Below are 24,356 nucleotides of genomic sequence, written 5' to 3'. Positions count from 1 at the left end.
ACGTACAACACTGCGCACCACACCTCATATAAATCCACACGGCGTGGCTTGGTGCGCTTGCGCGCTTGTTCCAGGATCGGCAGCACGTGTGCGAACTGCTCCCGGCTCATGTCACTCGGATAGGTCTCTTGGCGCATCCGCATAGTCTGCACTGATCTGCGAAGATCGTGAACAGGTTCTTAGAGTGAGTCGACTCGAACCAGGCACTCGAAGCGGCCGACCAAAAACGGTTGCGCCCACCGCAGGCGGCGCAGCTGGTACGCGTGAGTACATGTGCCGTTTACGCGCGCCAATTCCTGCGCGTGGTCTCCGCCCGCTCGACGAATGCACGTGACGTATCGTTGGTCGCTCCCGGCGCGGCGCTCAGCGCGGCTCGGCCACGATCAGCCAGTTATTGAATGGCGTATTGCCATACAGGGGCGCAAACGTCGCGCGCAGACCAGCCGCATCAAGCTGCGCTTGCAGGCTGTCGCGGGTGGGGTAACTACGTGGCATGCGTTGCATCCAGCCACTCAGGTGCGCCAACACGTCGGTCACGCGGCTAGTGCGGCCGCGGCTGCTGGCATCGCCCAATGCGCTGCGGATCACCAACTTCGCGCCGGGCGTGAGCATCTGCGCCACGCTGCGCAGCAGGCTGGCCTGCATGTCCGATTGCAGATACTGCAGCACATCCAGGATGGTGACGCTGCCCTGATGCTGCGGCCACGCCACACTCAGGTCGACCACCTCGAACCTGGTATTGCCCAGCGTCGAGCGCTGCGCGATGTGTTGCGCGCGGCGGATCTTGGAGGCATCCACATCCACGCCGTGATACGCCAGCGCCTGACCATCGGCACGCAGCGCATGGGCCAGCAAGCCCAGCCCGCAGCCCAGATCCAGCACCGGCGCAGTGGTAGTGCGTAGCTCGGCCAGCACGCCCGGATACAGCGGGTCGGTACGCAGCTTGGCCTGCGTGTAGTAATAGTCGTAGCGGTTGCCCAGCGGGTGCGGTGGCAAAAACGCGCGCGCAATCGTCAGCGCCTGCGCGCGGCTCATCGGTTGGGTGGCGGTGCTGTGCAATGTCGTTCCTTGGCAATCAGGCGTGCTGCGCGGCTAGCTTAGGGCCTGTTGGCCTGATCGGGGTAGGGCCGAGTACCGTTTTGAGCGGCGTGGCCGTGTTTGAAGGCACGCTCTTCTCGAAATCGCACGCGGCGGGGCGGTGCTGCGGCGCGCTTACTGACGAAGACGCGAGTGCAACCGCATCTACGCGCCAGCGAAGCAACTGACATCACGCGCGATATCTTGCGCTACAAACGCAGGTTCAGCGATTTGTACGCGAAGGCACACCGCAGATGCCCGCCAAATGAGCGTTGGGATTTAGACAGTCGAGTCCAAGGATCCCACCGCGCCCAGCGCATCGCGCGCCGCAGGCAGCGCCAGCGCGGTCCAGCGCGCATACATCGCGCCGGAGGGATGCAGGCCGTCGTCGACCAGCATGTCTCCCGCATCGCCGCCATCGCGGCTGGTGGCGGTGATATCGACAAAGCGCACCGCGCGTTCGCGGCAGCGGTCGGCAGCGACTGCGTTGAAGGCATCGATCTGCGCACCGATCAACGGCGCATCGCCGCCTTGCGCGTGTGCAAACGGGGTCAGCCCCCAGTCGGGAATCGACAGCACGAACACGCGTGCGGAGTGCGCGCCTGCAAACGCGATCGCGCGTTGCAACAACGCATCGAACTGGGTGCGGTACTCGTCCAGCGAGCGCCCGCGATATTGATTGTTGACGCCGATCAACAGGCTCACCAGCTCGAATGGGCCTTGCGGTGCGGCAGCATCGATGCCGGCCTGCAGTTCGTCGGTGGTCCAGCCGGTGGTGGCGACGATTTGCGGCGGCGCCACGTTCCAGCCGTAAGCGCGTAACCCCTCGACCACTTGCACCGGCCAACGTTGCGCAGGCGCGACGCCTTCGCCGATGGTGTAGGAATCGCCCAGCGCCAGATAGCGCAGCGGCGTGCCGGGTGCCGCCATCACGCCACGCTGCGCGGCTTGAGCGGCACCACTTTGGTCACCGCTTCGGCGCGGCGCGCCAGGGCGCGGTCGATGCGCGCAAACACATCGCGCATCACGCTGGCTTCCGGCATCAGGGTCACGCGGAAGTGGTGACGGTACGGTACATTGAAGCTGGAACCGGGAACCACCAGCACGCCTTCTTCGTTCATCAGATCGAGCGCGAATGTGTGGTCGTCGAAGTTGCGTGCGGCCGGGCCGACGACCGCCGGGAACGCGTACAGCGCGCCGGCCGGTGCCACCAGCGACAGATGCTCGCTCGCCGCGCACGCCTCTATCACCGCGCGGCGGGTTTCATACAGGCGGCCGCCCGGCGCGCACAGCGCTGAAATGGTGTCCGGCCCGTTCACCGCCGCATCGATGGCGTACTGCCCCGGTACGTTGGCGCACAGGCGCAGGGCGCCGAGCAGGTCCATCGCGTTGCGCAGGTCGTTGATGCGCGCCTGCTCGCCGGACAGCAGCGCCCAGCCCACCCGCCAGCCGCAGGCGCGGTGCACCTTGCTCAAGCCGCTGAAAGTGATGCACGGGTGCGCACCGGCCAGCGGCGCCACCGGCACGAAGGCTGCGCCGTCGTAGAGCACCTGGTCGTAGATTTCATCGACCATCAGCAGCAGATTGTGCTTGGTGGCGATGGCCACGATGCGCTCCAGCAGCTCGCGCGAATAACTGGCGCCGCTGGGGTTGTTCGGGTTGATCAGCACGATGGCGCGGGTGCGCGAGGACACCAGCGTTTCGATCTCCACCGGGTCTGGCTGGAAGCCGTTTTCCGGCGCGCAGCGGTAATACACCGGGCGACCATCGTTGAGGATGGTGGCCGCCGACCACAGCGGATAGTCGGGCGAGGGCACCAGCACTTCGTCGCCGGGGTTGAGCAGCGCCCGCAGCGACAGGTCGATCAACTCGCTGACGCCGTTGCCGACAAAAATACGGTCCGGGTGCGCATCCGGGTGCTGGCGACGCGAATACGCGGTGGCGATCGCCTCGCGCGCTTCCGGCAGGCCTTGCTGATGGGTATAGGGATCGGTGCGGCCCATGTCGTCGGCGATCGCGCGCTGCAGATGCTCCGGCGCCCGGAACCCGAACGCTCCCGGGTTACCGATATTGAGCTTGATCAGCTTGCGGCCCTGCGCCTCCAACTCCCGCGCTCGTCGCGCCAGCTCGCCCCGGATTTCGTAGCGGACTTCGGACAGACGCTCGCGGATGGCGAGCGGCTTTTGCGGGGCAGTGGACATGCGACGGGCCGGTTGTAGGCGTGAGGCTTGGCATGGTAGCGGAAATGCGCCATGCGGGCATGCTTGCATCGGCAACGATGTCAAGTTGTCGGCTGCTTCCTCGGCCTTCAAAAGGTCTTGCCCGCTGACCCTCGGCAAGGTCGGTTCAGTTGGCGCCGTCTCAGCCTGGGAGACGCCCGATTGAGAAGATTGATCGTCATCGGGGAGTTGACTGATTGACTCTTTCTTAACATCCCCAGATTCTATTCCGTCACTTGAGCCCGCCGGCTCTCAGCAAGGATCGCGTTATGTTAGGGGGAAGTGCGTCGCTCTCAGTAGTTGAGGGCGGCTCGTCGGTGCAAGACCGACCAGATTTGGGGCTGCAGGGACTGGTGCTGCTCGCGCAATTTCATGGGGTCGCCGCTGACGCCGTGCAGTTGGCACATGGGTTCGGGCGCGGCGGGGAGCCGTTCGACGAAACCACGCTATTGCTGGCAGCCAAGCAATTGGGGTTGAAAGCCAAGGTCGTCGCGCAGCCGGCCGCGCGGATCGGCATGGCGGCGCTGCCGGCATTGGCGCTGGTGCCGGAAGGGAACTCTTTTATTGTCGCCAAGGTCGGTGCGGACCAGATCCTGATCCACGATCTGGTCGAAAAGCGGCCGCGCTCCATTTCACCCGCCGAGTTCGAGGCGCGTTACCAGGGGCGGCTGTTGCAGGTTGCCTCGCGGGCATCAGTGCTTGGCGACCTCGCCAAGTTCGACTTCAGCTGGTTCATCCCTGCGGTGGTCAAGTACCGCAAGCTGATGATCGAGGTCTTCGTCGTCTCGTTCTTCATCCAGCTGTTTGCGTTGATCACGCCGCTGTTCTACCAGGTGGTGATGGACAAGGTGCTGGTGCATAACGGCCTGACCACGCTGGACGTGATCGCGATCGGGTTGGTCTCGATGGCAGTCTTCGATGTGCTGTTATCGGGCCTGCGCACCTATGTGTTTGCACATACCACCAGCAAGATCGACGTGGAGCTGGGTGCGCGGCTGTTCCGGCACGTACTGTCGTTGCCGTTGGCGTACTTTGAGTCGCGGCGGGTGGGCGACACCATTGCGCGTGTCCGCGAGCTGGAGAACATCCGCAACTTTCTTACCGGGCAGGCGTTGACCTCGGTACTGGACCTGTTCTTTACGGTGGTCTTCCTGTCGGTCATGTTCTGGTACAGCGGTTGGCTGACCTTGATCGTTGTGCTGTCGCTACCGTTGTACGCCACAATCTCCGGTTTTATTACTCCGGTGCTGCGCAAGCGTTTGAACGACAAGTTTGCCCGCGGTGCGGACAATCAGTCGTTTCTTGTGGAAACCGTCAGCGGTATCGGCACGGTCAAGGCAATGGCGGTCGATCCACGTGTGACGCGCACCTGGGACAACCAGCTGGCCGGCTATGTCAGCGCAGGTTTCAACGTCACCCGCATCGCGACGCTGGGACAGCAAGGTGTGCAACTGGTGCAGAAGCTCACCGCTGTGGCAGTGCTGTTCTGGGGCGCCAAACTGGTGATGGAAGGCAAGCTGTCGATCGGCCAGTTGATCGCCTTCAACATGCTGTCCGGCCAGGTTACCGCGCCGATCATCCGGCTGGCTCAGTTGTGGCAGGACTTCCAGCAGGTCGGTATCTCGGTCGAGCGGCTGGGCGACATTCTCAATACCCGCACTGAGGTGCCGGGCAGCCGCCTGGCACTGCCGCCGATCCGTGGGCAGGTGACGTTCGAACGAGTGACCTTCCGCTATCGGCCGGATGCACCAGAAGTGCTCAACGGGATCGAGCTGGACATTCGCCCGGGCGAAATCATCGGAATCGTCGGCCGTTCCGGCTCCGGCAAGAGCACGCTGACCAAGCTGGTGCAGCGGCTCTACACGCCCGAGCGTGGGCGGGTGCTGATCGATGGCCAGGATCTGGCACTGGCCGATCCTGCCTGGCTGCGGCGTCAGCTGGGCGTGGTGCTGCAGGAGAACTTCCTGTTCAACCGCAGCGTGCGCGAGAACATTGCCCTGTCCGATCCCGGCATGCCGCTGGAGCGGGTGATCCATGCCGCCAAGCTGGCAGGCGCCCACGAATTCATTTTGGAACTGCCTGAAGGCTACGACACCAAGGTTGGCGAGCACGGCACCGGTTTGTCTGGCGGGCAGCGCCAGCGCATTGCAATCGCGCGCGCGTTGATCGGCGATCCGCGCATTTTGATTCTCGACGAGGCGACCAGCGCACTGGACTACGAATCGGAACACGCGGTGATGAGCAATATGCGCGCCATCTGCAAGGGCCGCACCGTACTGATCATTGCCCATCGCCTGTCCACCGTGCGGCACGCCAATCGCATCGTCGTAGTGGAGAAGGGACGCATCATCGAAAGCGGCTCGCACGCCGAGTTGGTCGACCGGCCGGAAGGCCAATACGCGCATCTATACAAATTGCAACAGGGGACACCATGAAGCACGTGCTCCAGGGATGGCGCGATTTCTTTCTCCGCTATTTCAAGATCTTCAAATCGGCCTGGGCGGTGCGCCGCCAGCTCGACCCGCCCGCGCGCAGCGCCGACGAGCGCGCGTTCCTGCCCGCGCATCTCGAACTGACCGAAACGCCTGTGTCGCCCACCGCGCGCTGGACGATGCGCATCATCATCGGCTTCTTCTGCGTCGCGCTGCTGTGGGCGTGCCTGGGTAAGCTCGATATCGTCGCCGTGGCACCAGGCAAAACCGTGGTCGACTCGCGGACCAAGGTGGTGCAGACCGCAGAAACCGCGGTGGTACGCAGGATTCTGGTGCGCGACGGGCAGGCGGTGAAGAAAGGCCAACTGCTGGTCGAACTCGATGCCACCGCCACCGGGGCTGAGTTCGCCCAGGCCGGCGACGCATTGGTCAACGCACGTCTCGCTGCGCTTCGCCAGGCAGCGCTGGCGACCGCCATTGCGACCGGGCCGCCGCCGCGGCTGGATCCGGCTCCGGATCTACCAGCCGAGCGCGTGGCCAATGAGCAGCAATTGGTCAGCAGCCAATTCGACGCATTCCAGGCGCGCCGGCATAACCTGCAAGCCAGCATCGCCCAACGGCAGGCTGAGCTGCAGACCACGCAGGATGCGATCGAACCGCTCGCCGAGTCGGCGCGCATCTCGAAAGTGCGTGCAGAAGACTACGGCCGTCTTGTCGAGGGCAAGTACGTCGGCCGTCACGACTATTTGTTACGCGAGCAGGAACGCATTGCCGCAGAAAGCCAGCTCGCCACCCAGCGCAATCGCCTGCAGGAAATCCGCTCGGCGATCAGCGCGGCACAGGAAGAGTTGCGCGTGCTTGTGACCGACACACGCCAGCAAGCACTGGATGCCTTGCGCCAGGCAAGTGAGCAAGCTGGCCAACTGACCCAGGACGTCGCCAAGACCGGGCAGCGAGACAAGTTGATGGCCCTACACGCGCCCGTCGACGGCACGATCCAGCAACTGGCCGTCCACACCGTGGGCGGTGTAGTCACGCCCGCACAGCCGTTACTCGTCGTGGTGCCAGCCGAAGAAGCACTGGAGGTCGAAGTTACCGTCTTGAACAAGGACATCGGCTTCATGCGCCCGGGCCAACCGGTCACCGTCAAGGTCGACAGCTTCCCTTACACCCGCTACGGCTATCTGACCGGGACAGTCGCCAGCGTCTCCCACGATGCCGCGCAGGACGAAAAACTCGGTTTGGTATTCCCCGCGCGCATCAAATTGAACGGCAGCACGTTGGTGATTGACGGAGTTAGAGTGCGGATGAGCGCGGGTATGAGTTTGAGTGCGGAAGTGAAGACGGGTAAGCGGCGGGTGATTGATTATTTGTTGAGTCCTTTGCGGGTGCACGGCTCCGAATCCTTGAGGGAGAGATGAAACTTATGAAACTTATGAAGCTATTGATGCCTGTTGGTTTGGCTCTGGTCATGACGTTAACGTCTCAATACGAATTATTATAGTCATCAAGTGAATTTACGAAATAATCATCGATAGTCAACTAAAAAGGAATTTATTATGAATCAAGATGTAAATGACATATATGCGATGTTCCTCACTGAAATATCTGCAGCGCTCGCAGGCAACATCGAGTCAGCATTTGCAGATACAAAGGCATTACACGGCGATTTTAATGTAGAGCCTACTACGCTCTTTAAGCTCTACTCTGAAACACTTGAACAGAATATAGAGCTGTTGAAATCCTACGCTGATAGATTTGTCGCAGACGGTAACGCAGTTTTACAGGCATGGTGCGAGGGAATGATAGCTGACGCAAGCCGTCAGCTAGATCTTTTAGATAAAGAAAAAGATCCTGCTATAGCGTTAGATGATTTTGTGTCAGGCGTTATAAGTGCGTTAGATGAGGAGGGTAAACGCGTAGTGCTTGGTGGTGGTTCTGAGAAGTTTTTCAACCTTGCCTCTAAATGGCTTGATAGAAAGGATTTTTCAGAAAATGTGTTGAAAGGTGATTTAACAGCAGCAATGGCTGTTTACGCTGGTTCTTGGGTTAATGCGGTCGTTACAGGGGTGCTTACCGGCGTGGCTGTTGCCGCAGGCGCCGCTTCCTGGCCCGTACTTGCTGGGATCGCTGTTATCGGTGCAGTTGCAGGGGTGTTAGGTGGGAGTGCCGCCGACGATATTGCGGAAGACTTCTTTGATTTCGCGAAAGAACCTGAAGATAGGCGAGAGGATGCGTATCAAGCGATAGTCTTTCAGATCAAGAATGGAGGTGGCTCCTACCTACCTGGACTGAAAGACTATCTCGCTTTTGGAACTCAGCAGGATGATCAGCTGAGCGCGCAGTATGATAAAAGTTATTCAAGTACACTCATAGGCGGATCGGGAAACGATACCTTATACGGTGGTAATCTCATCGATAAGTTAAGTGGGGGTCATGGGGACGACTTTTTGGTTGGATATGCCGGGCCAGATACCCTTAATGGAGGCATGGGCGATGATCATCTGCACGGCGGCCGCGGATCGGACTTATTACAGGGTGGCAAGGGATTTGATACCTATGAATTCAGAGTCGGTGATCTAGATGAAATCACTGAAGATACGATCATTGATACTGATGGCATAGGGAAAATTACGTTTGAAGGCGCTGCTATCGGAGACCTTTCGGTAAACACTGTCTCGCGCGACGGTTTTGGGTGGGAGACCCATGATCGCGTCTTTCGTCTGCAATCCGTTCCGAGTGGTGATAAATCGACCCTAATCATCACGCATCGTGAAAGCGGCGGTCGCATCGTCGTCAAGAATTGGTCGAATGGCGGTCTAAATATTACTCTGCCGGGGCTGGGCCAGCCCGGGAGTCCGGAGAATCCGGTGTCCCAGACGAACGATGACGACTTGGTCGGCCGAGATGGAGATCCAGACGAAGTCAGAAGCGGAAATGACATTATTTCTGGTTTAGGCGGAAATGACGGAATTGCCGGTGGATATGGTGATGATTGGATAGACGGCGGCCACGGGAATGATCTAATCCTTGGGGGGCCAGGAGTCAATCGGCTTTTTGGCGGCTTGGGTGACGATATATTAATTGGATCGTCAATGCTGTTGGCATGGCGCAAACCAGAAGATGAGCTTGGCTCTGGCGATCGTAACGCATGGTATAGCGAATCTGCATCTCGACCAGGGATTATTTCGGTAGGAAATGGATGGTTAAGCGAGGTCTCAGGAAATACTCCCGCGGGTTCGGATGCAACACGGAATCTCTTTAATTTTTCCGTAAGAGCGCATTATACAAATGGCCATGATCCTTGGGTTGAAACAAATCCAAATGTTCTGCCGAGCGGGAATGATGATATTGACGGTGGCGATGGTTCCGACATTGCTTACGGCGGTGAAGGTAACGATACCCTGCTGGGAGGGGCGCAAAACGACCTGCTTCTCGGCGGAAGCGATCATGACTATATTGAAGGGGAAGAGGGCGATGATCTTATCTTCGGAGACGATTTTTCCGCCGCTAATGGTATCTGGAGCTTCATGGCCACTCAAATTTCAGACAGGGCCAATACTTCAGGGAATGATATTATTTTAGGCGGTAATGGTGAGGATCGAATCTTTGGCCAGGGAGGTAATGATGTCATTAGCGGAGGAGAAGGCGACGATATCCTTCAAGGAGACCGTGTCGACTACGGCCTGACATACTCCTATGTGTCTGCGGGATTGCCAGGGAACGACTACATTGATGGAGGTGCAGGCAACGACCGAATCTATGGCGATGGCGGTAACGACACTCTTTTAGGAGGAGACGGTGCAGACTACATCTTGGGTGATGCGGTAGGAATTGATGAATCCCGGCATGGTAATGACGTCATCGATGGTGGGTCAGGCGTTGACACCATTATCGGTCTCGGCGGCGATGATGTCATACGTGGCGGCGAGGGGAATGATCTATTGCTGGGAGACGCGTCCGCTAGCGACTTGGCCCTTCAATTTCATGGGAATGACCGGATATATGGCGAGGGAGGCAACGACGAAATTCAAGGTAACGCTGGCGACGACTATCTCAGCGGAGGATCGGGAAAAGATCTTCTGCAAGGTCAATCGGGAAACGACACTCTCTCGGGAGACGCTGACGATGACGAACTGCAAGGGGGGATGGGAAACGACACGTTGATAGGAGGCGCAGGCAACGATAGCTTATTTGGAGAGGATGGCGACGATAACTTGATTGGCGACGAAGGCCAGGATTTCATTTACGGCGGGACTGGTAATGATCGTTTAAGCGGAGGCGGCGGGGCCGATACTTTGGTTGGAGGAGATGGTGGTGACAATATTGATGGAAATCAGGGTGATGATGTTATCGATGGCGAGCTCGGAAACGATTCAATCAGAGGCGGGCTTGGAAACGACTTTATTGATGGAGACGAAGGCGACGATGATGTAGATGCAGGTGATGGCAACGATAGCGTTTATGGTGGTGGCGGCAACGATTTAATAAATGGGGGGCTTGGCAACGACACCGTGACCGCTGCGGAGGGAAATGATCAGGTCAATGGAGGAGACGGTAACGACTATCTTGAAGGCAGCGATGGAGATGACACGTTATCTGGCGATAAGGGCGATGACATTGTCATAGGCGGTACCGGCAATGACCAGGCCGTCGGCGGCGAAGGTAGCGACATTTTGTACGGTGACGATCAGTTCGGCGTTTACTCTGGCAATGACAAGATCGACGGCGATTCGGGTGATGACTACCTCGACGGCGGCAGGGGTGACGATCAACTCGATGGTGGTACCGGCAACGACACCCTTATGGGTGCAGAAGGAAACGATACTTATCTTATCAAGGCCGGTGATGGTCATGATGAGGTGCTTGGTTTGGGAAGCCAATCGGCCGGAAGGGACACCATCGTGCTAAGCGGCTTGTCGAGAAATCAGGCGACGTTCCGACGCAGCGGGAGTGCGCTGGTGATGACATTCGGCACAGACCAATCGGTTCGCCTGGACGGTTTTCTTGCGCGCGACAGTGGCGGGCATCGGATTGTCTTTGGTGACGGCTCCGCGATGGATCGGGCTGAGGCTTTGAGCCTACTTGGTGGCGGTACTGCGGGCGATGATGATCTGCAAGGTAGCGATCAGGACGATGAACTTTACGGCCAGGGTGGTAACGACAAGTTGTACGGCCAAGAAGGTAATGATTCGCTCAATGGCGGAATCGGCAACGATCTTGTATTCGGTGGGGGCGGAAACGATCTGCTCGAAGGCGGCGACGGCGACGATCTTCTCGACGGCGGAACCGGCGACGACCGCCTGTACGGCGGGGCAGGCTCCGATGTTTTTCGCTACGGCATCGGCTACGGGAACGACAGCATAGCCTTTGATCCTGCTGCTGATATTCGACAAGTACAGCTTCTCGATATCGTAAATCCAGCCGATATGTACTACGCGCTCAAAAATGGCGCGCTGGTAATGACTATTATCGAGACTGGTCAGAGCATCACCATTGAGGGTTATGCCGGTGTCAATGGACCAACCGCGCGAATCGTCCTAGCCGATGGTGCTGAGCTTTTGCCTGAGCTGTTGTGGAGCGGTGCTAACGAAATCGAAGGGAGTTCGGGAGACGATCAGCTTTACGGCTACGACGGCGAGGACTATATCTATGGCTTCGGCGGCGACGACCGTATCTGGGGTGGAAATGACAAAGATTATCTGGTCGGTGGCTGGGGTAAGGACACAATCTACGGTGGCAGCGGTAACGATACGTTGCAGGGAGATTCCTACTACCCCTATTGGTGGATGAATGGTGGGGAAGACGATTATCTGGATGGTGGTGAGGGTGACGACAACATCTACGGTAATGACGGGAATGACACTCTGCTGGGTGGTGCAGGCAATGACTCCATTAGCGGACAAGATGGTGCTGATTTCTTGAATGGTGGCGCCGGTAACGATGCGCTTTACGGAAACGCGGGTTCAGATCTCTATGAGTTTGGCCGCGGTGGCGGTCGTGACATCATCTGGGAGTTCGGTTGGATGAGAGAGAGTGGGCCGCAGTTTGGCGATATCGACACGCTTAGGTTCGATGCCAGTGTGCTGAAGGAAGAAATCGTTGTGTATCGAGACGATCGCTTCAGCAGCACGTTGCAGTTTGTGATCGAAGGCACCGACGATTCGATCGCCGTGCTGGATTTCTTTGATTACTTGCCTTACAACACGCGCGATTCGATCGAGCAGGTCGTGTTCACCGACGGCACCACCTGGGATCTGGAGGAGATTTTATACCAGGCCATGCGCGGCTCTCATCGCAACGACAACCTGATGGGTTTGTACGCCAAGGATGATTTCATCAATGCCGGCGCAGGCAATGACCGGGTGATGGCGCTCGAGCATGACGACACTATCCAGGGTGGGACAGGCAACGACAGCATAGAAGCGGGTGAGGGTGACGATGTCCTGGCAGGTGGCAGTGGTTCAGACATTCTCTCTGGCGATGCTGGCAACGACATTTACCGTTTCGGCCTGGACTCTGACTTGGATGTCATCACCAATGGCTCAACCGTACTCACCGATCATGATGTGATTGAGCTTGGTGAAGGCATTACTACCGAGAACATCCGCCTCGCACGCTCCGGCGATGCATTGGTGATTGACATCGACGGCCATGCCGACCGGCTGATCGTCCTGGGGCACTTCATCACCGACGAACACTGGAGCCGTGGTGGCCCTATTGATGCTTTACATTTCGCCGATGGCACCACTTGGGTTCAAGAGGACATCCTGGCAAAGCTTGTTGCACCTCTCGAAGCTATCGCGGTCAACATCAATGGTATGTCCTATGCCGATCTTCAGGATGCTGGCGGCTACGTCATCGGCATCCAGCAGACGTTGGGCGAGGTCCACCGTGAAACGGCGGGAGCCACTTGGTTCGATATCGGGCCAGGGGAGGCGGGACTGTTTGGCGGTGCTTCCGGGGATACCTACGTGTTCGGCAAGGGCTATGGGAGCCAGGCGATACACGATGCCGGTGGAACGGACCGGGTCCTGTTCAATGCTGACTTGTCACCAAGCGACGTGACCCTTTACAAGCTCGGCAACGACATGGAAGTGCATGTGGAGGGTCAGTCGCCGCTCACCATTGTTGGATTCTTTAGCGAAGGCGGCATGGCGGCGATCGAATCGATGGTCTTCGCCAACGGAACTGTCTGGGATTCCGCATGGCTGCATACCAATGCCGTGAACCCGGACGTAACCTTGAACGGAACTGCGGGCAGCGACATCCTGCGTGGAAGCGTCGGCAATGATCAGCTATTTGGGCTGGAGGGTAATGATCAATTAGAAGGCGACAGCGGTGACGACCTGCTCGACGGCGGCACCGGTGCGGATGTGATGCGTGGCGGCAAGGGTAGCGACACCTACGTGGTGGATGATGCGAGCGATTCGATTTTCGATAATGGGTATGCCAGTGATTCCTGGACGAGAGAAATCAATACGGTACGTAGCAGTATCGATTACACGCTGGGCGTAAACTTGCAGCGGTTGATCCTTGATGGAACTGCCGATCTCAACGGGACTGGCAACGGAGAATCCAACACCCTGCAGGGCAATGCCGGCGCCAATGTTCTGACCGCCGCGGCTGTGGATGATTACTCCTCCTTGGCCGATTGGATCGATGGCGGTGCGGGAAATGACATTCTGATCGGTGCCTGGGGTAACGACACCCTTATTGGTGGGGCCGGTAACGACCGCATGGAAGGCGGTGGTGGCGATGATCTCTACTATGTCGACAGTCTTGGTGATGTCATCGTCGAAGCCGAGGACGAGGCTCCTTCATTCCCCATGGCAATGGCGATGCAGTTGTCGAGCGACGCGACGAATTCATCTGTCGGGGAGTCAGGAGCCCCTGGCATTCCCGCAATGGGCGAACATCCTTATCGCAATGGTGACACGGTGGCCACCAGCATCGACTTCACTTTGACTGAGGAGCTGGAGTCGCTGATTCTGGTCGGTACAGCCGTAAACGGTACCGGGAATGAGTTCAGCAATTGGCTAAGCGGGAACGCGCAAGACAACGTGCTGAGCGGCCTAGGTGAGTATGACACCATCTATGGCGGTGCCGGGCGCGATGTCTTGTACGGTGGAGATAGTGGGGATGAGCTGGATGGCGAAGATGGCAACGACACGTTGGTTGGTGGCGATGGCGATGACTTCTACATCTATACCGCTGGGCAAGGTCACGACACCATCGTGAATGTCGATGTCTATGGCGAAGATATGTTGCGTGTGAGCGGAGCCGCATTCGATCAATTCAGGTTCGATCGTGTTGGCGATGACATGGTCGCAACGTTGAGTGATCAATCCGGTAGTTTGACGTTCAAGGATTGGTACACGGAGAGTGCCAACCGTGTCGACCGGCTGTACGACCAGAATTGGATGGAACTCACCTCCGATCAAGTAGACAACTTGGTCGGTGGGGCGGAGTTGAGTCAACTGATTGGTGCGATGGCACAGGGCGAAGCGGGACAGGAGGTCTATGCGCAGTCCTGGAGCGAACGCGGCAATCAGCCACATCTCATGATCGCTGCGGTCTGACGGTCTTTATTGCTGAATCCTTTCCCCGCAAAGGCCGTCATCGGTTTTGTGGGGTTTGGGCTGCAAACTACGTGGCGTTGCCCGCTGGTGGATGCCGCAAATAGCAGTGGGCGTAGAATCGCCCCATGAGCGACACATCCCCCGATTACCCCACCCTCCAATCCATTGGCTGGCCCTGGCCTGGTCCCCCGGAAGACCCCGCCTGGCGGGCGGTCTTCGCCGCGCATCCGCAGGCGTTGCCGGCGCGGGTGGTGGAGCAGCACCGCACCGGTTACGTGGTGGCCGATACGCCGGAGGCTAGCCTGAAGGCGGAGTCGTTGCCGGAGTGGCAGCGGCCGCGCTTCCCGAGCCATGAGCGGGCGGCGGTGGGCGATTGGGTGCTGTTGGAGGGCAAGCGCATCGTGGCGCTGCTGCCGCGGCGCACCTCGATCAAGCGCGGTGCGGCCGGTGAGCATTATCACCAGCAGGTGATCGCGGCCAATATCGATACGGTGTTCATCGTGTGCGGGCTGGATGCGGACTTCAATCCGCGCCGTATCGAGCGCTATCTGTTGCTGGTGGGCGGTGGCGGGGCGCAACCGGTGGTGGTGCTGACCAAGGCCGACCAGACCGAATACGCCGAGGATGCGTTGGCGGTGCTGGAGGAGCTGGAGGCGCAGAACATCCCGCTGCTTGCGGTCAATGCCAAGGACCCGGAGAGTGTGGCCGCGTTGCGGCCATGGCTGGGCGATGGGCGTACGGCGGTGCTGGTGGGCTCGTCCGGTGCGGGCAAGTCGACGCTGACCAATACGCTGCTTGGCACGCAGAAGATGAAGACCAATGCGGTGCGCGAAAATGATTCGCGCGGCCGGCATACCACCACGCATCGTGCGCTGATCCCGCTGCCGTCCGGTGCGTGCCTGATCGACACGCCCGGCATGCGCGAGCTCAAGCCCACCGGTGAAGAAGATCTGGCCGAAGGCGGCTTTTCCGATGTGGAAGCCTTGGCGGCGCAGTGCCGCTTCAACGATTGCGCGCATATCGCCGAACCCGGTTGCGCGGTGCGTGCGGCGATCGAAGCCGATACGCTGGATCCGGAGCGGGTGGCCAACTACATGAAGCTGCGGGTGGAAGTGGCCAGTGCCGCCGAAAAGCTCGCCACCCGCGTTGCGCAGAACAACCGTGGCAAGGGATCGGGCAAGCGGCCGGCCAGCGTCGATCGCCCCGGGCGGCGCTAACCATGCCATCGCGCAAAGGCCCGCCGGACATCGTCCATCACGCGGCGCTGGATGCGCGTTTGGTCAAGGCGGTGCGCGGCGTGCGCCTGCTGGCGTTGGCCAGCTGGCCGCGCTCGCTGCAGGAGCCGTTTCTGCACAGCGTGGCGCGCGGGCAGCCGGAATTGCCGCAGGTGGAGTACCCCGCGCTCGATTTCAGCGACACCCGGCGCGAACTGGCCGCCATCGCCAAAGCCGCCGATCCGCATCACCCGCTGGGCGCGTACCTGATCGATTCGGCGCATAGCTGGAGCCTGGCCGCCGGCCTGCTGGAATCGCTGGGCACCAGCGCGGTCAGTGATTATTCGGCGCAGCTGTTCGGTGTGCCCGACGACCCGATGCCGGGTAACGGCCCGACCACGCGCGAAGCGGCCCGGCACTTCATCCAGATCGCGCACGAACTGGACCGCGAACTGCTGGCGCCGGAAGAGCAGGTGCCGGTCTCGGCCACCGCGTTGCGCATGCAGTTGCAGAACGATCTGGACGCATTCTTCGAAGGGCGCGTCATCACCGTCACGCTGGACCCGGATCTGCTCGCCAAGGCGGCGGCCGGCGCGCACCGGATTCGTTTACGCACCGGTGCCACCTTCAGCGATTACGACCGCGCGCAGCTGTTCCATCACGAAGCGCTGGTGCATTCGCTCACCGCGCTCAATGGGCGCGCGCAGGTGCATCTGCCCAGCCTGGGCATTTCCTCGCCGCGCACCACGGCTACGCAGGAAGGTCTGGCCACCTTCGCCGAGCAGATCACCGGCAGCATTGATATCGAACGCATGAAGCGCATCAGCCTGCGCATCGAGGCGATTGCGATGGCGCGCTCGGGTGCGGATTTCATCGAGGTGTTCCGCTATTTCACCGACGGCGGGCAGAGCGCTGCAGAAAGTTTCTCGTCCGCGCAGCGCGTGTTCCGCGGGGTGCCCACCAGCGGCGGCGGTGCCTTCACCAAGGACACCGTTTACCTGCGCGGGCTGGTGGCGGTGCACACGTTTTTCCGGCATTCCCTGCAGCGCGATCAGCTGCAGCTGTGCCGGTACCTGTTTGCCGGCAAGATGGCGCTGGGCGATGTGGCGCGCTTTGCGCCCTTGTTCGATAGCGGCGTGCTGGTTGCACCGCGCTGGCTGCCGCCGTGGGTGAGCCGGGTCAGCGGGCTGGCCGGCATGCTGGCCTTCTCGTTGTTCGCCAATCGCATCCGCATGGATCAGCTGCAGCCGCCGGCGATGAATGTCTGAGAATCGTTACGACAGGGTGCGACCACTTGCCGGGTAGCTGCGAACACGCACCGCGATTTTAGAGCAGCTGAAACAACGACTGCGTTCACCGTCAGGCGGTCGCGGCCGATGCTCGGAATCGGCATAGCCACTCGTACACCCTGGTTCCTCCGTGCCGTCTGCACCACCTGTGGACTGCTCGCTACGTTTTGTTAGCCGCTCTTGGTAGTCGCGCGTCCCGTGCGGATGTAGCGGGCCTCGCGATTGCGTGGCCTTCTGCAAGTGGCGCTGAACCGTATGCATCGCGGCGACACGTTCTACACGATGTTGCAACGGGCTGATCCACACACTGGTCACCTCGCCCGAGATGGGCAACGACACGAGGAAATGCGATGAACATCCTGATGGTGCTCACCTCCCACGACCAACTCGGCGATACCGGCAAGAAAACCGGCTTCTGGCTTGAAGAATTCGCCGCGCCGTACTACGTGTTCAAGGACGCCGGCGCAGACATCACCCTGGTCTCGCCCAAGGGCGGCCAGCCGCCGCTGGATCCCAAGAGCGACGAGCCTGACGCACAGACCGATGCCACCAAGCGCTTCAAGCAGGACGCCGACGCGCAGCAGGCACTGGCCAGCACGCATCGTCTGGCGGACGTCAAAGCCGAGGACTTCGATGCCGTGTTCTATCCAGGTGGCCACGGACCGTTGTGGGATCTGGCCGAAGACGCGCAGTCGATCGCCTTGATCGAAGCCTTCGCCGTTGCCGACAAACCGCATGCTCTGGTCTGCCACGCGCCGGGCGTACTGCGTCGGGTCAAGGGCAGCGATGGCAAGCCGCTGGTCAACGGCCGCCGCGTCACCGGCTTTACCAATGGCGAGGAGGAGGGCGTTGGCCTGACCAAGATCGTGCCGTTCCTGGTCGAAGACATGCTGACCGAACTCGGTGGACGTTACGAGAAGGGCGCCGACTGGGGCGTGCATGTGGTGGCCGATGGCACGCTGGTGACCGGGCAGAATCCGGCCTCGTCCGAAAAAGCCGCCGAGACCTTGCTCGAGCTGTTGAAGCGCTGATTTTGCGGTTGTCGTGTGGTCGTGCATCGACCGCCGGAGGAAGCCGCGCCTTTCGACTTGGAGCGGCTGACACAACGTAGCGATTAGTCGTCAGGTGGGTGCGGACGGGGCGAAGGAGCTGGCATGTACGAGTTGTACATGCCGATGCCGAGCACCAGCTGCACCCGACTGACGGTGAGAGCAGTAGTTTTTTAGCTACTCTTGGTCTTGCGTTTTCAGAATGCCGCAACGTCCGATAGCTCAACGCAATCCAGTGCTCGCAACCAAGCGCACCGACCATCTCGACTGGCCCTTGCCCGTCCACCGTCGCGGGACCTTACGCGGCATGGATGCCGCGTAAGAGCCTACATGGACGTACTTGCGGCGTGTCCTGCGATGGTGGGCGGGCAAGGGCCCTGCAGCCAGGCCGCAGATCGCCCGCTCTGGCAGATCATCCGCTTTGAAGTGCGTTCACTACTGCCCAAAACCGCTTAGGCACTATGCTCCAACCAGCGCACCGCATAAGCCGGCAGCACCAGCCGCATGTCATCGCTCAGCGATTCGACCGCTGCGTCGCTGTCATCAGCCAGTAACGTCCATCGGCCATGCCCGATCGCAGCAAGCTCCACCGTCAGGGGCTGATCGCCGAAGTTGTGGACGGCCAAGAAACCATCGCCACGCGTCAACGCAAACAGTCGCGGATCGCCCAGCGGAACGCTGCCCAACGCCTGATCGGCAGCGAGTGCAGAAAGCGCAGCACGTTGCTGGATCAATGCACGCAATCGGCGATACACCTTGCCGCTCAAACTATCCGCAGCCTCACGTTGAGCAGCAACCTGCCAATCCATCGCCGGACGATGCAACCAGCGGCCTTCGTGCTGACGAAGCGGGTCGCCTCGATAACTGATGTCGTTGGGCAAGGCGAGTTCGTCGCCCATATAGATCAACGGCACGCCCGGCATTGCAAGCACGATCGCATAGAGCAGTACCAACCGATCCACCGCAGTGTCCAATGCCACCGCATTGCCTGCCTCCTGTGCCGCCTGAATGCCCGCAAGCGCAGCGGCCATGCCATTGGTGCCATGCACGCCGTCGCCACTGCTCTGGAAGCTCTCGCCGCGCGCGTAGCTGCCTGGCACATCGTTGGCATAGAAACGCGCGACATCGCGTAACGCAAACGGTGGCTGCTCGGCATTGCCGGCCGCTTCGTGCTGCAGCACGTTCCAGCCGATATCGTCGTGGCAACGCACATAGCTTAGCCATGCGCAATTGCGCGGCAATGGCGGGCTATGCGCGATGACGTCGTGCAGGATGTCGCCGCGTTGCAACGCCAGTGCCGACCAGCCGGCTGCCATCAGCGTGCTGTGATACGCGAGATGGCACTCGTGTCCCTGGTCCGCACCTGTGCCGAAGTAGGGCGGCAGCTGCGTCATCGGCACGATGGCTTCGGCCTTCATCACCACCGCCGGCGCAACGATGTCGGTGACCGCGCGCAACGCCACCAGCAAGGTGTGCGCCTCAGGCTGGTTCATGCAATCGGTGCCGGTGCGCTTCCACAGGTAGGCGGTGGAATCCAGGCGAAACGCCTCAACGCCCAGGTTGGCCAGCCGCAACATGGCCAGCGCCATGTCGCCGAACACGGCCGGGTTGCTCCAGTTCAAATCCCATTGATAGGGGTAGAACGTGGTCCACATCCACTGCGCGGTGTCGTCCACCCAAGTGAAGTTGCCGGGCGCGGTGTGCGGAAACACCTGTCCTAACGTGCTTTCGTACTGATCGGGCAGGGTGCGGTCGGCAAAGTGATGGTAGTAGTCGAGATAGCGTGCATCGCCGGCGCGTGCCGCCTGTGCCCAGGCGTGATCGTCGGCAGTGTGGTTGAGCACGAAGTCCGCGCACAGGCTGATATCGGCTTCGCGCAAGCGGGTGGTGAGTGCGACCAGATCGTCGTTGTTGCCCAGGCTGGGTTCTACCTGGCCGTAATCGCTGACCGCAAAGCCGCCGTCGTTGTCGCCGGCGCGTGCGCGCAGAAACGGCAGCAGATGCAGGTAGCGCACGCCTAGCTCCTGCAGATAAGGCACGCGCTCGGCCACGCCCTGCAAAGTGCCGGAAAAGCGGTCCACGTAGGCGCTGTAGCCCAGCATGTGCTGTGCGCCGAACCAGCCGGGCTTGCGGGTGGCATCGAGCTGTTGCAATGCGTGCGGACGTTGTTGCGCGTTGCTGCCGAGCGCGGCCAGCCACTGCGTCAACCACGCTGCGTAATCGGGGCGTTGCCCATACAGCGACTGCAGCGCATGCAGCAGGCGCGGTGCGTGTTCGTCAAAACGTGCCAGCAACGGGTCGGCGCGCTGTGCATCCAGCGGCGCGGCGAAGGCCGCGCGCAGAGCGGTGGAATCGATGGGGGAGGTGCTCATTGGAAGCCGCCGAGCCTGGACCCGGCGCGGGGTCCTTAGAAGTCGTAACGCAGGCTGATGCTGGTGGTGCGGCCGGCAATCGAGCGCGCGCGAATGATGCCGTTGGCCGGAATGGTGGCCTCTTCGGCTTCGGTCAGGCCGAAGGTGTTGAACAGGTTGTTGACGTTGAGTGCGACGGTGAGCGCATCGGTCACGCGGTAGTCGCCGAACAGATTCACCTGCGTATAGCCGGGCATCTTCAGCTGATTGGAATCCTGCGTATAGGCATCGGTGGTGCCGATCAGGTTCACGCCGAACTGGTAGCCGTCGCCGCGATAGCTGGGCGTCAACTGCCACACCACATCGGCCTGCCGGCGCGGCACATTGCCGGTGTTTTCCGGGGTGATCTGGTCGCGGGAGATTTCTGCATCGGTCCAGGTCAGGCCGCCGTTGACGGTGAAACCCTCGTAGCGGTAGCTGGCTTCCAGCTCCACGCCGTGCGCTTCGTAGCTGCGGTTGAAGAAGCGTTGGCTGGTGACTTCGAAGTTCTGCTCCTGGGTGCGCGCGGAGAATGCGGTGGCGAACAGGCTCAATCCATCGCGGCGCCACTTCAGGCCGGCTTCGGCCTGGCGCACCACGTTGACGCCTTCGTCGGACGACACCGAGCCGTCGTCGCGCACCACCCCGAACAACAACCGGTCTGCATTGGCGCGTGCGCCGCGGCTGATGCGCGCGAAGGCGCCCAGGTCGTCGGTGATCAGGTAATTGCCGCCCAGCGAGTACGACAGGTAGTTCCAGTCGTAGTCCACCGGGCGGGAGTTGGCGGTGTCGACCGTGGCCACGCGTTGCTCCACCGGCTGGATCACGCCGTCGCCGTTGACGTCCAGGTTCTGCGCGATGGCGGTGCCGTTGTAGGTGCCGCGCGCGTCGCCCATGTCGTAACGCAGGCTGCCGTCGACGCTGAACTTGCCGCTGTCGAAGGTAAGCGCCACGTACGGTGCATTGACGTCGTAACGCACGTCGTAACTGCGGGTGATGCAGCAGTCGCCCCAGAACGGGGTGCCGTAGGCGTACAGGCCGTTCTGCGAGCGCGACACGCCGGCAGCGTCGACCACGTTGAGCAGGCGCGAATCGCGGCCCAGGCTCTGCACGTAGGAGTTCCAGGTCCAGTCCATGTCGATGGTCTGGCGCGAGCTGTAATAGCCCATGCGCAGGTTGAGCGTGCGGCCGTCGCCGCCGAACTCGCGCGAGACGCTGAGGTCGTTGGTGACGTTGCCCAGGTCGTTGATGGCCACGTTGAACAGATGCGTGCGGATGGCGTTGCCGGTATAGGCCTGGCCGGCGTCGGCGCCGCTGGCTTGTACCAACTGCGCACCGGCACCACCAATGGACGCTGCCAGCGTGGCCGCGTCGGTGACTTCGGCCGGGAACGGGCTGACGAAGCGGCCGCTGTTGTCGGCAATACGGAATTTTTCGCTCAGGTTCCAGCCGTTGCCCAGGTCGAACCAGGCCTCGGCGCCGATGGTGCGCGAGATCGGATGCATGCCGTCGCCCAGGTCGGTGCGGCGCGGCTGGTTGTTGCCATCCAGGCCGACATCGCTGCGGAAATTGCGGCTGTACAAGGTGTCGTTGCCGGGGTCGAAGCCGGGGAAACCGCCCAGGTCCGGCGAGCCGTCGCGGCCACGCACGGAGGTGGGCACCGGCAGGTAGCCGGCGGCGCGGTCGTTGAGGTATTTGCCGTACAGGCGCACGTAGCCGTTGTCGAACAAACGGGTGAGGTTGGCCTTGATCTGGCCGCCCTTGTCGGTGGTGTAGCCGGCATCGCGCACGCCATCGCCCTGGCGGAAGAAGCCGCCGATGTTGAACTGCCACTGCTCGGCGAACGGCGCGCCGTAATTGAAGTCGATGCGGGTGTTGTCGTAGTCCAGGCCGCGGCTGACGCCGACACTGCCGCCTTCGGTATCACCGGTCTTGCTGATGAAGTTGATGATGCCGCCGGGCGCGTTACTGGTGAACGTGGACGCCGAGCCGCCGCGGATGGCCTCGATACGGTCCAGGGTGAAATCCGAACGCAGGAAGATGTCGGCGTTGCCGAAGGCGATATCGCCGAACTCCATCACCGGCAGGCCGTCTTCCTGCAACTGCAGGAACTTGGCGCCGCCAGAGGCCACCGGCAGGCCACGCACGGCGATGTTGGCATTGCCTTCGCCACCGCTGGATTCGGAGCGGATGCCGGGGATGTTGCGGAAGATTTCCGCAGTGCTGCGTGGCGCCGATTGTTCGATGGCCTCGGCACCGACGGTGCTGACCGAGACGCTGGATTTCAGCTTGGTGGTGGCGGTGGAGGTGCCGGTGACGAACACCGAATCCAGATTGACCGCGGCGCTGTCGGCAGCCGGCGGCGTGGCCGGCGCAGCGGCGGCGGTGTCCTGGGCCAGCGCGGCAGGCGCGCACAGGCAGGAAACGACCGCGCAGGCCAGGGCGTGCAGGCGCAGGGTGTGCAAGGTGGACATTGCGATTCTCTCTCTCACGGATGGTGGTGTGCCGACGCCTGCATCGTCCCCTCCCAGGGAGTGGCCGTGTGGCCTGCAGTGCGAGCGCAGTAATACGCCCGAATACAATCGATTGCAATCTTGCGTTGCAGCATGGAGATCGTTTTCTAAGCTAGCTACACCGAAATGCTAAAGCGTGCTGCGGCGCAGCGTTACAATCGATTGCAGAGAGGGCAGGGTACAGTGCGCTGCGGCCACTGGGAGCCGCACCGATGCCCAGGGCTCTGCATGTCGTCGACCGTTCCTCCGCTCTCTTTCGCGCGCATCCTGGCGCTCAATGCCGGCTTTTTCGGCGTGCAGTACAGCTTCGGGCTGCAGCAGAGCAACATGAGCCCGATCTACAACTACCTGGGCGCCGACCATGCCAGCCTGCCGTACCTGTGGCTGGCCGGGCCGATCACCGGCCTGGTGCTGCAGCCGTTGGTGGGCGCGTGGAGCGATCGCTCGGTGACCCGCTGGGGCCGGCGCATGCCGTACATGGTGCTGGGCGCGCTGGTGTGCAGCCTATGCCTGCTGGCGATGCCGTTCAGTACCGCGCTGTGGATGGCGGTGTGCCTGCTGTGGATGCTGGATGCGGCCAACAACGTGGCGATGGAGCCATACCGCGCCTTGGTCAGCGATGTGCTGGCGCCGCCGCAGCGGCCGCTGGGCTATCTCACCCAAAGCGCCTTCACCGGTCTGGCGCAGACGCTGGCCTACCTCACGCCGCCGCTGCTGGTGTGGCTGGGCATGAACCAGGATGCGGCCAACGCGCACCATATTCCATACGTCACCATCGCCGCGTTCGTGATCGGCGCGGGCTTTTCTGCGGCCTCGATCCTGCTCACCGCGCGCAGTGTGCGCGAGCCTGCGATCGCGCCGGCGGAGATCGCACGCATGCGCCAGACCGGCGCCGGGCTGGGCGCGACCGTGCGCGAAATCGGCAGCGCCTTGCGCGCGATGCCGCCCACCATGCGCCAGCTGGCGCCGGTGATGCTGTTCCAGTGGTACGGGATCTTCTGCTACTGGCAGTACATCGTGCTGTCGTTGTCGACCACCTTGTTCGGCACCACCGATGCCACCTCGCACGGCTTCCGCGAGGCCAGCCTGGTCAACGGGCAGATCGGCGGTTTCTACAATTTCGTCGCGTTTGCGGCGGCCTTTGCGATGGTGCCGGTGGTGCGTCGCTTCGGCCCCAAATATACGCATGCGGCCTGTCTGGTCGCCGCCGGCATCGGCATGTGGCTGCTGCCGGGCATCGAGAACCGCTGGCTGATGCTGCTGCCGATGATCGGCATTGGCCTGGCCTGGGCCAGCATGATGGGCAACCCGTACCTGATGCTGGCCGACAGCATCCCGCCCGAACGCACCGGCGTGTACATGGGCTTGTTCAACCTGTTCATCGTGCTGCCGATGCTGATCCAGATCGTCACCTTGCCGCTGTATTACGAGCGCCTGCTGCACGGCGACCCGCGCAACGTGATCAAACTGGCCGGTGCGCTGATGCTGGCCGCGGCCGTGGCGATGCTGTGCGTGCGCTTGCGTAAGCCGAAAGTGATCCTGACAGATTCTTAGGACTACCTAGCTGACGTCGCCGGCTGCCTGCCCCCCT

At 61.1% G+C, this 24,356-nt stretch carries 12 protein-coding genes, 2 other RNA genes and 1 pseudogene; 8 read left to right on the top strand and 7 right to left on the bottom strand.

Annotated elements, in window-relative coordinates; all coding sequences use genetic code 11:
- The 4 genes and pseudogenes from A7D16_RS22295 to A7D16_RS01860 all read right to left on the bottom strand — a co-directional run.
- Window positions 1-137: pseudogene (locus A7D16_RS22295) on the bottom strand (IS5/IS1182 family transposase); the annotation flags it as partial.
- A 226-nt stretch (window positions 138-363) separates the two neighbouring features.
- Complete coding sequence (locus tag A7D16_RS01870) at window positions 364-1,035, bottom strand: methyltransferase (RefSeq protein ID WP_064629304.1); 672 nt, start codon at window positions 1,033-1,035, stop codon at window positions 364-366.
- A gap of 321 nt (window positions 1,036-1,356) precedes the next feature.
- Complete coding sequence (locus A7D16_RS01865; protein ID WP_064629302.1) at window positions 1,357-2,007, bottom strand: SGNH/GDSL hydrolase family protein; 651 nt, start codon at window positions 2,005-2,007, stop codon at window positions 1,357-1,359.
- A complete protein-coding gene (locus tag A7D16_RS01860) occupies window positions 2,007-3,278 on the bottom strand; it encodes a pyridoxal phosphate-dependent aminotransferase (protein ID WP_064629300.1) in 1,272 nt (423 codons plus the stop codon). The genes A7D16_RS01865 and A7D16_RS01860 overlap by 1 nt, the downstream gene beginning before the upstream one ends.
- A 287-nt stretch (window positions 3,279-3,565) precedes the next feature.
- Here A7D16_RS01860 and A7D16_RS01855 point away from each other — a divergent pair, with 287 nt between their 5' ends.
- The 7 genes from A7D16_RS01855 to A7D16_RS01825 all read left to right on the top strand — a co-directional run bounded on the left by A7D16_RS01855 (window position 3,566) and on the right by A7D16_RS01825 (window position 17,844).
- Window positions 3,566-5,731 (top strand): type I secretion system permease/ATPase, encoded by a 2,166-nt coding sequence (locus tag A7D16_RS01855; RefSeq protein ID WP_064629298.1) that lies wholly within the window; start codon window positions 3,566-3,568, stop codon window positions 5,729-5,731.
- The gene (locus A7D16_RS01850) at window positions 5,728-7,149 is read left to right on the top strand and encodes an HlyD family type I secretion periplasmic adaptor subunit (protein ID WP_064629296.1); all 1,422 of its coding nucleotides are present in this window, start codon (window positions 5,728-5,730) and stop codon (window positions 7,147-7,149) included. The genes A7D16_RS01855 and A7D16_RS01850 overlap by 4 nt, the downstream gene beginning before the upstream one ends.
- 138 nt (window positions 7,150-7,287) lie before the next feature.
- Complete coding sequence (locus A7D16_RS01845; RefSeq protein ID WP_153043108.1) at window positions 7,288-14,310, top strand: calcium-binding protein; 7,023 nt, start codon at window positions 7,288-7,290, stop codon at window positions 14,308-14,310.
- A 125-nt stretch (window positions 14,311-14,435) separates the two neighbouring features.
- Window positions 14,436-15,527, top strand: a complete 1,092-nt coding sequence (gene rsgA / locus A7D16_RS01840) for a ribosome small subunit-dependent GTPase A (protein ID WP_064629294.1) — start codon at window positions 14,436-14,438, stop codon at window positions 15,525-15,527.
- Window positions 15,528-15,529: 2 nt separating this feature from the next.
- The gene (locus A7D16_RS01835; protein WP_064629293.1) at window positions 15,530-16,792 is read left to right on the top strand and encodes a flavohemoglobin expression-modulating QEGLA motif protein; all 1,263 of its coding nucleotides are present in this window, start codon (window positions 15,530-15,532) and stop codon (window positions 16,790-16,792) included.
- A 123-nt stretch (window positions 16,793-16,915) separates the two neighbouring features.
- Window positions 16,916-16,989, top strand: a non-coding RNA gene (locus tag A7D16_RS01830) — sX9 sRNA.
- A 174-nt stretch (window positions 16,990-17,163) separates the two neighbouring features.
- Window positions 17,164-17,844 carry a type 1 glutamine amidotransferase domain-containing protein gene (locus A7D16_RS01825; RefSeq protein ID WP_064629291.1) on the top strand — a complete coding sequence of 227 codons (681 nt, stop codon included), beginning with the start codon at window positions 17,164-17,166 and terminating at the stop codon, window positions 17,842-17,844.
- A 64-nt stretch (window positions 17,845-17,908) separates the two neighbouring features.
- Here the strand turns inward: A7D16_RS01825 and A7D16_RS01820 are convergent.
- From A7D16_RS01820 to A7D16_RS01810, 3 genes are all read right to left on the bottom strand, one after another.
- A non-coding RNA gene (locus A7D16_RS01820) (sX9 sRNA) lies at window positions 17,909-17,984 on the bottom strand.
- A 330-nt stretch (window positions 17,985-18,314) separates the two neighbouring features.
- On the bottom strand, window positions 18,315-20,234 hold the full coding sequence (locus A7D16_RS01815) for an alpha-amylase family protein (RefSeq protein WP_064629289.1): 1,920 nt from the start codon (window positions 20,232-20,234) through the stop codon (window positions 18,315-18,317).
- A 35-nt stretch (window positions 20,235-20,269) separates the two neighbouring features.
- Window positions 20,270-22,726 (bottom strand): TonB-dependent receptor, encoded by a 2,457-nt coding sequence (locus tag A7D16_RS01810; protein WP_064629287.1) that lies wholly within the window; start codon window positions 22,724-22,726, stop codon window positions 20,270-20,272.
- Between the two features lie 267 nt (window positions 22,727-22,993).
- Between A7D16_RS01810 and A7D16_RS01805 the strand changes: the two genes are divergently transcribed.
- The gene (locus A7D16_RS01805) at window positions 22,994-24,319 is read left to right on the top strand and encodes an MFS transporter (protein ID WP_064629284.1); all 1,326 of its coding nucleotides are present in this window, start codon (window positions 22,994-22,996) and stop codon (window positions 24,317-24,319) included.
- Window positions 24,320-24,356: the final 37 nt, after the last annotated feature.

The organism is Xanthomonas nasturtii (assembly GCF_001660815.1).
In the GTDB taxonomy this organism is placed as follows: domain Bacteria; phylum Pseudomonadota; class Gammaproteobacteria; order Xanthomonadales; family Xanthomonadaceae; genus Xanthomonas; species Xanthomonas nasturtii.
This window is presented reverse-complemented; position numbering and strand designations above follow the sequence as displayed.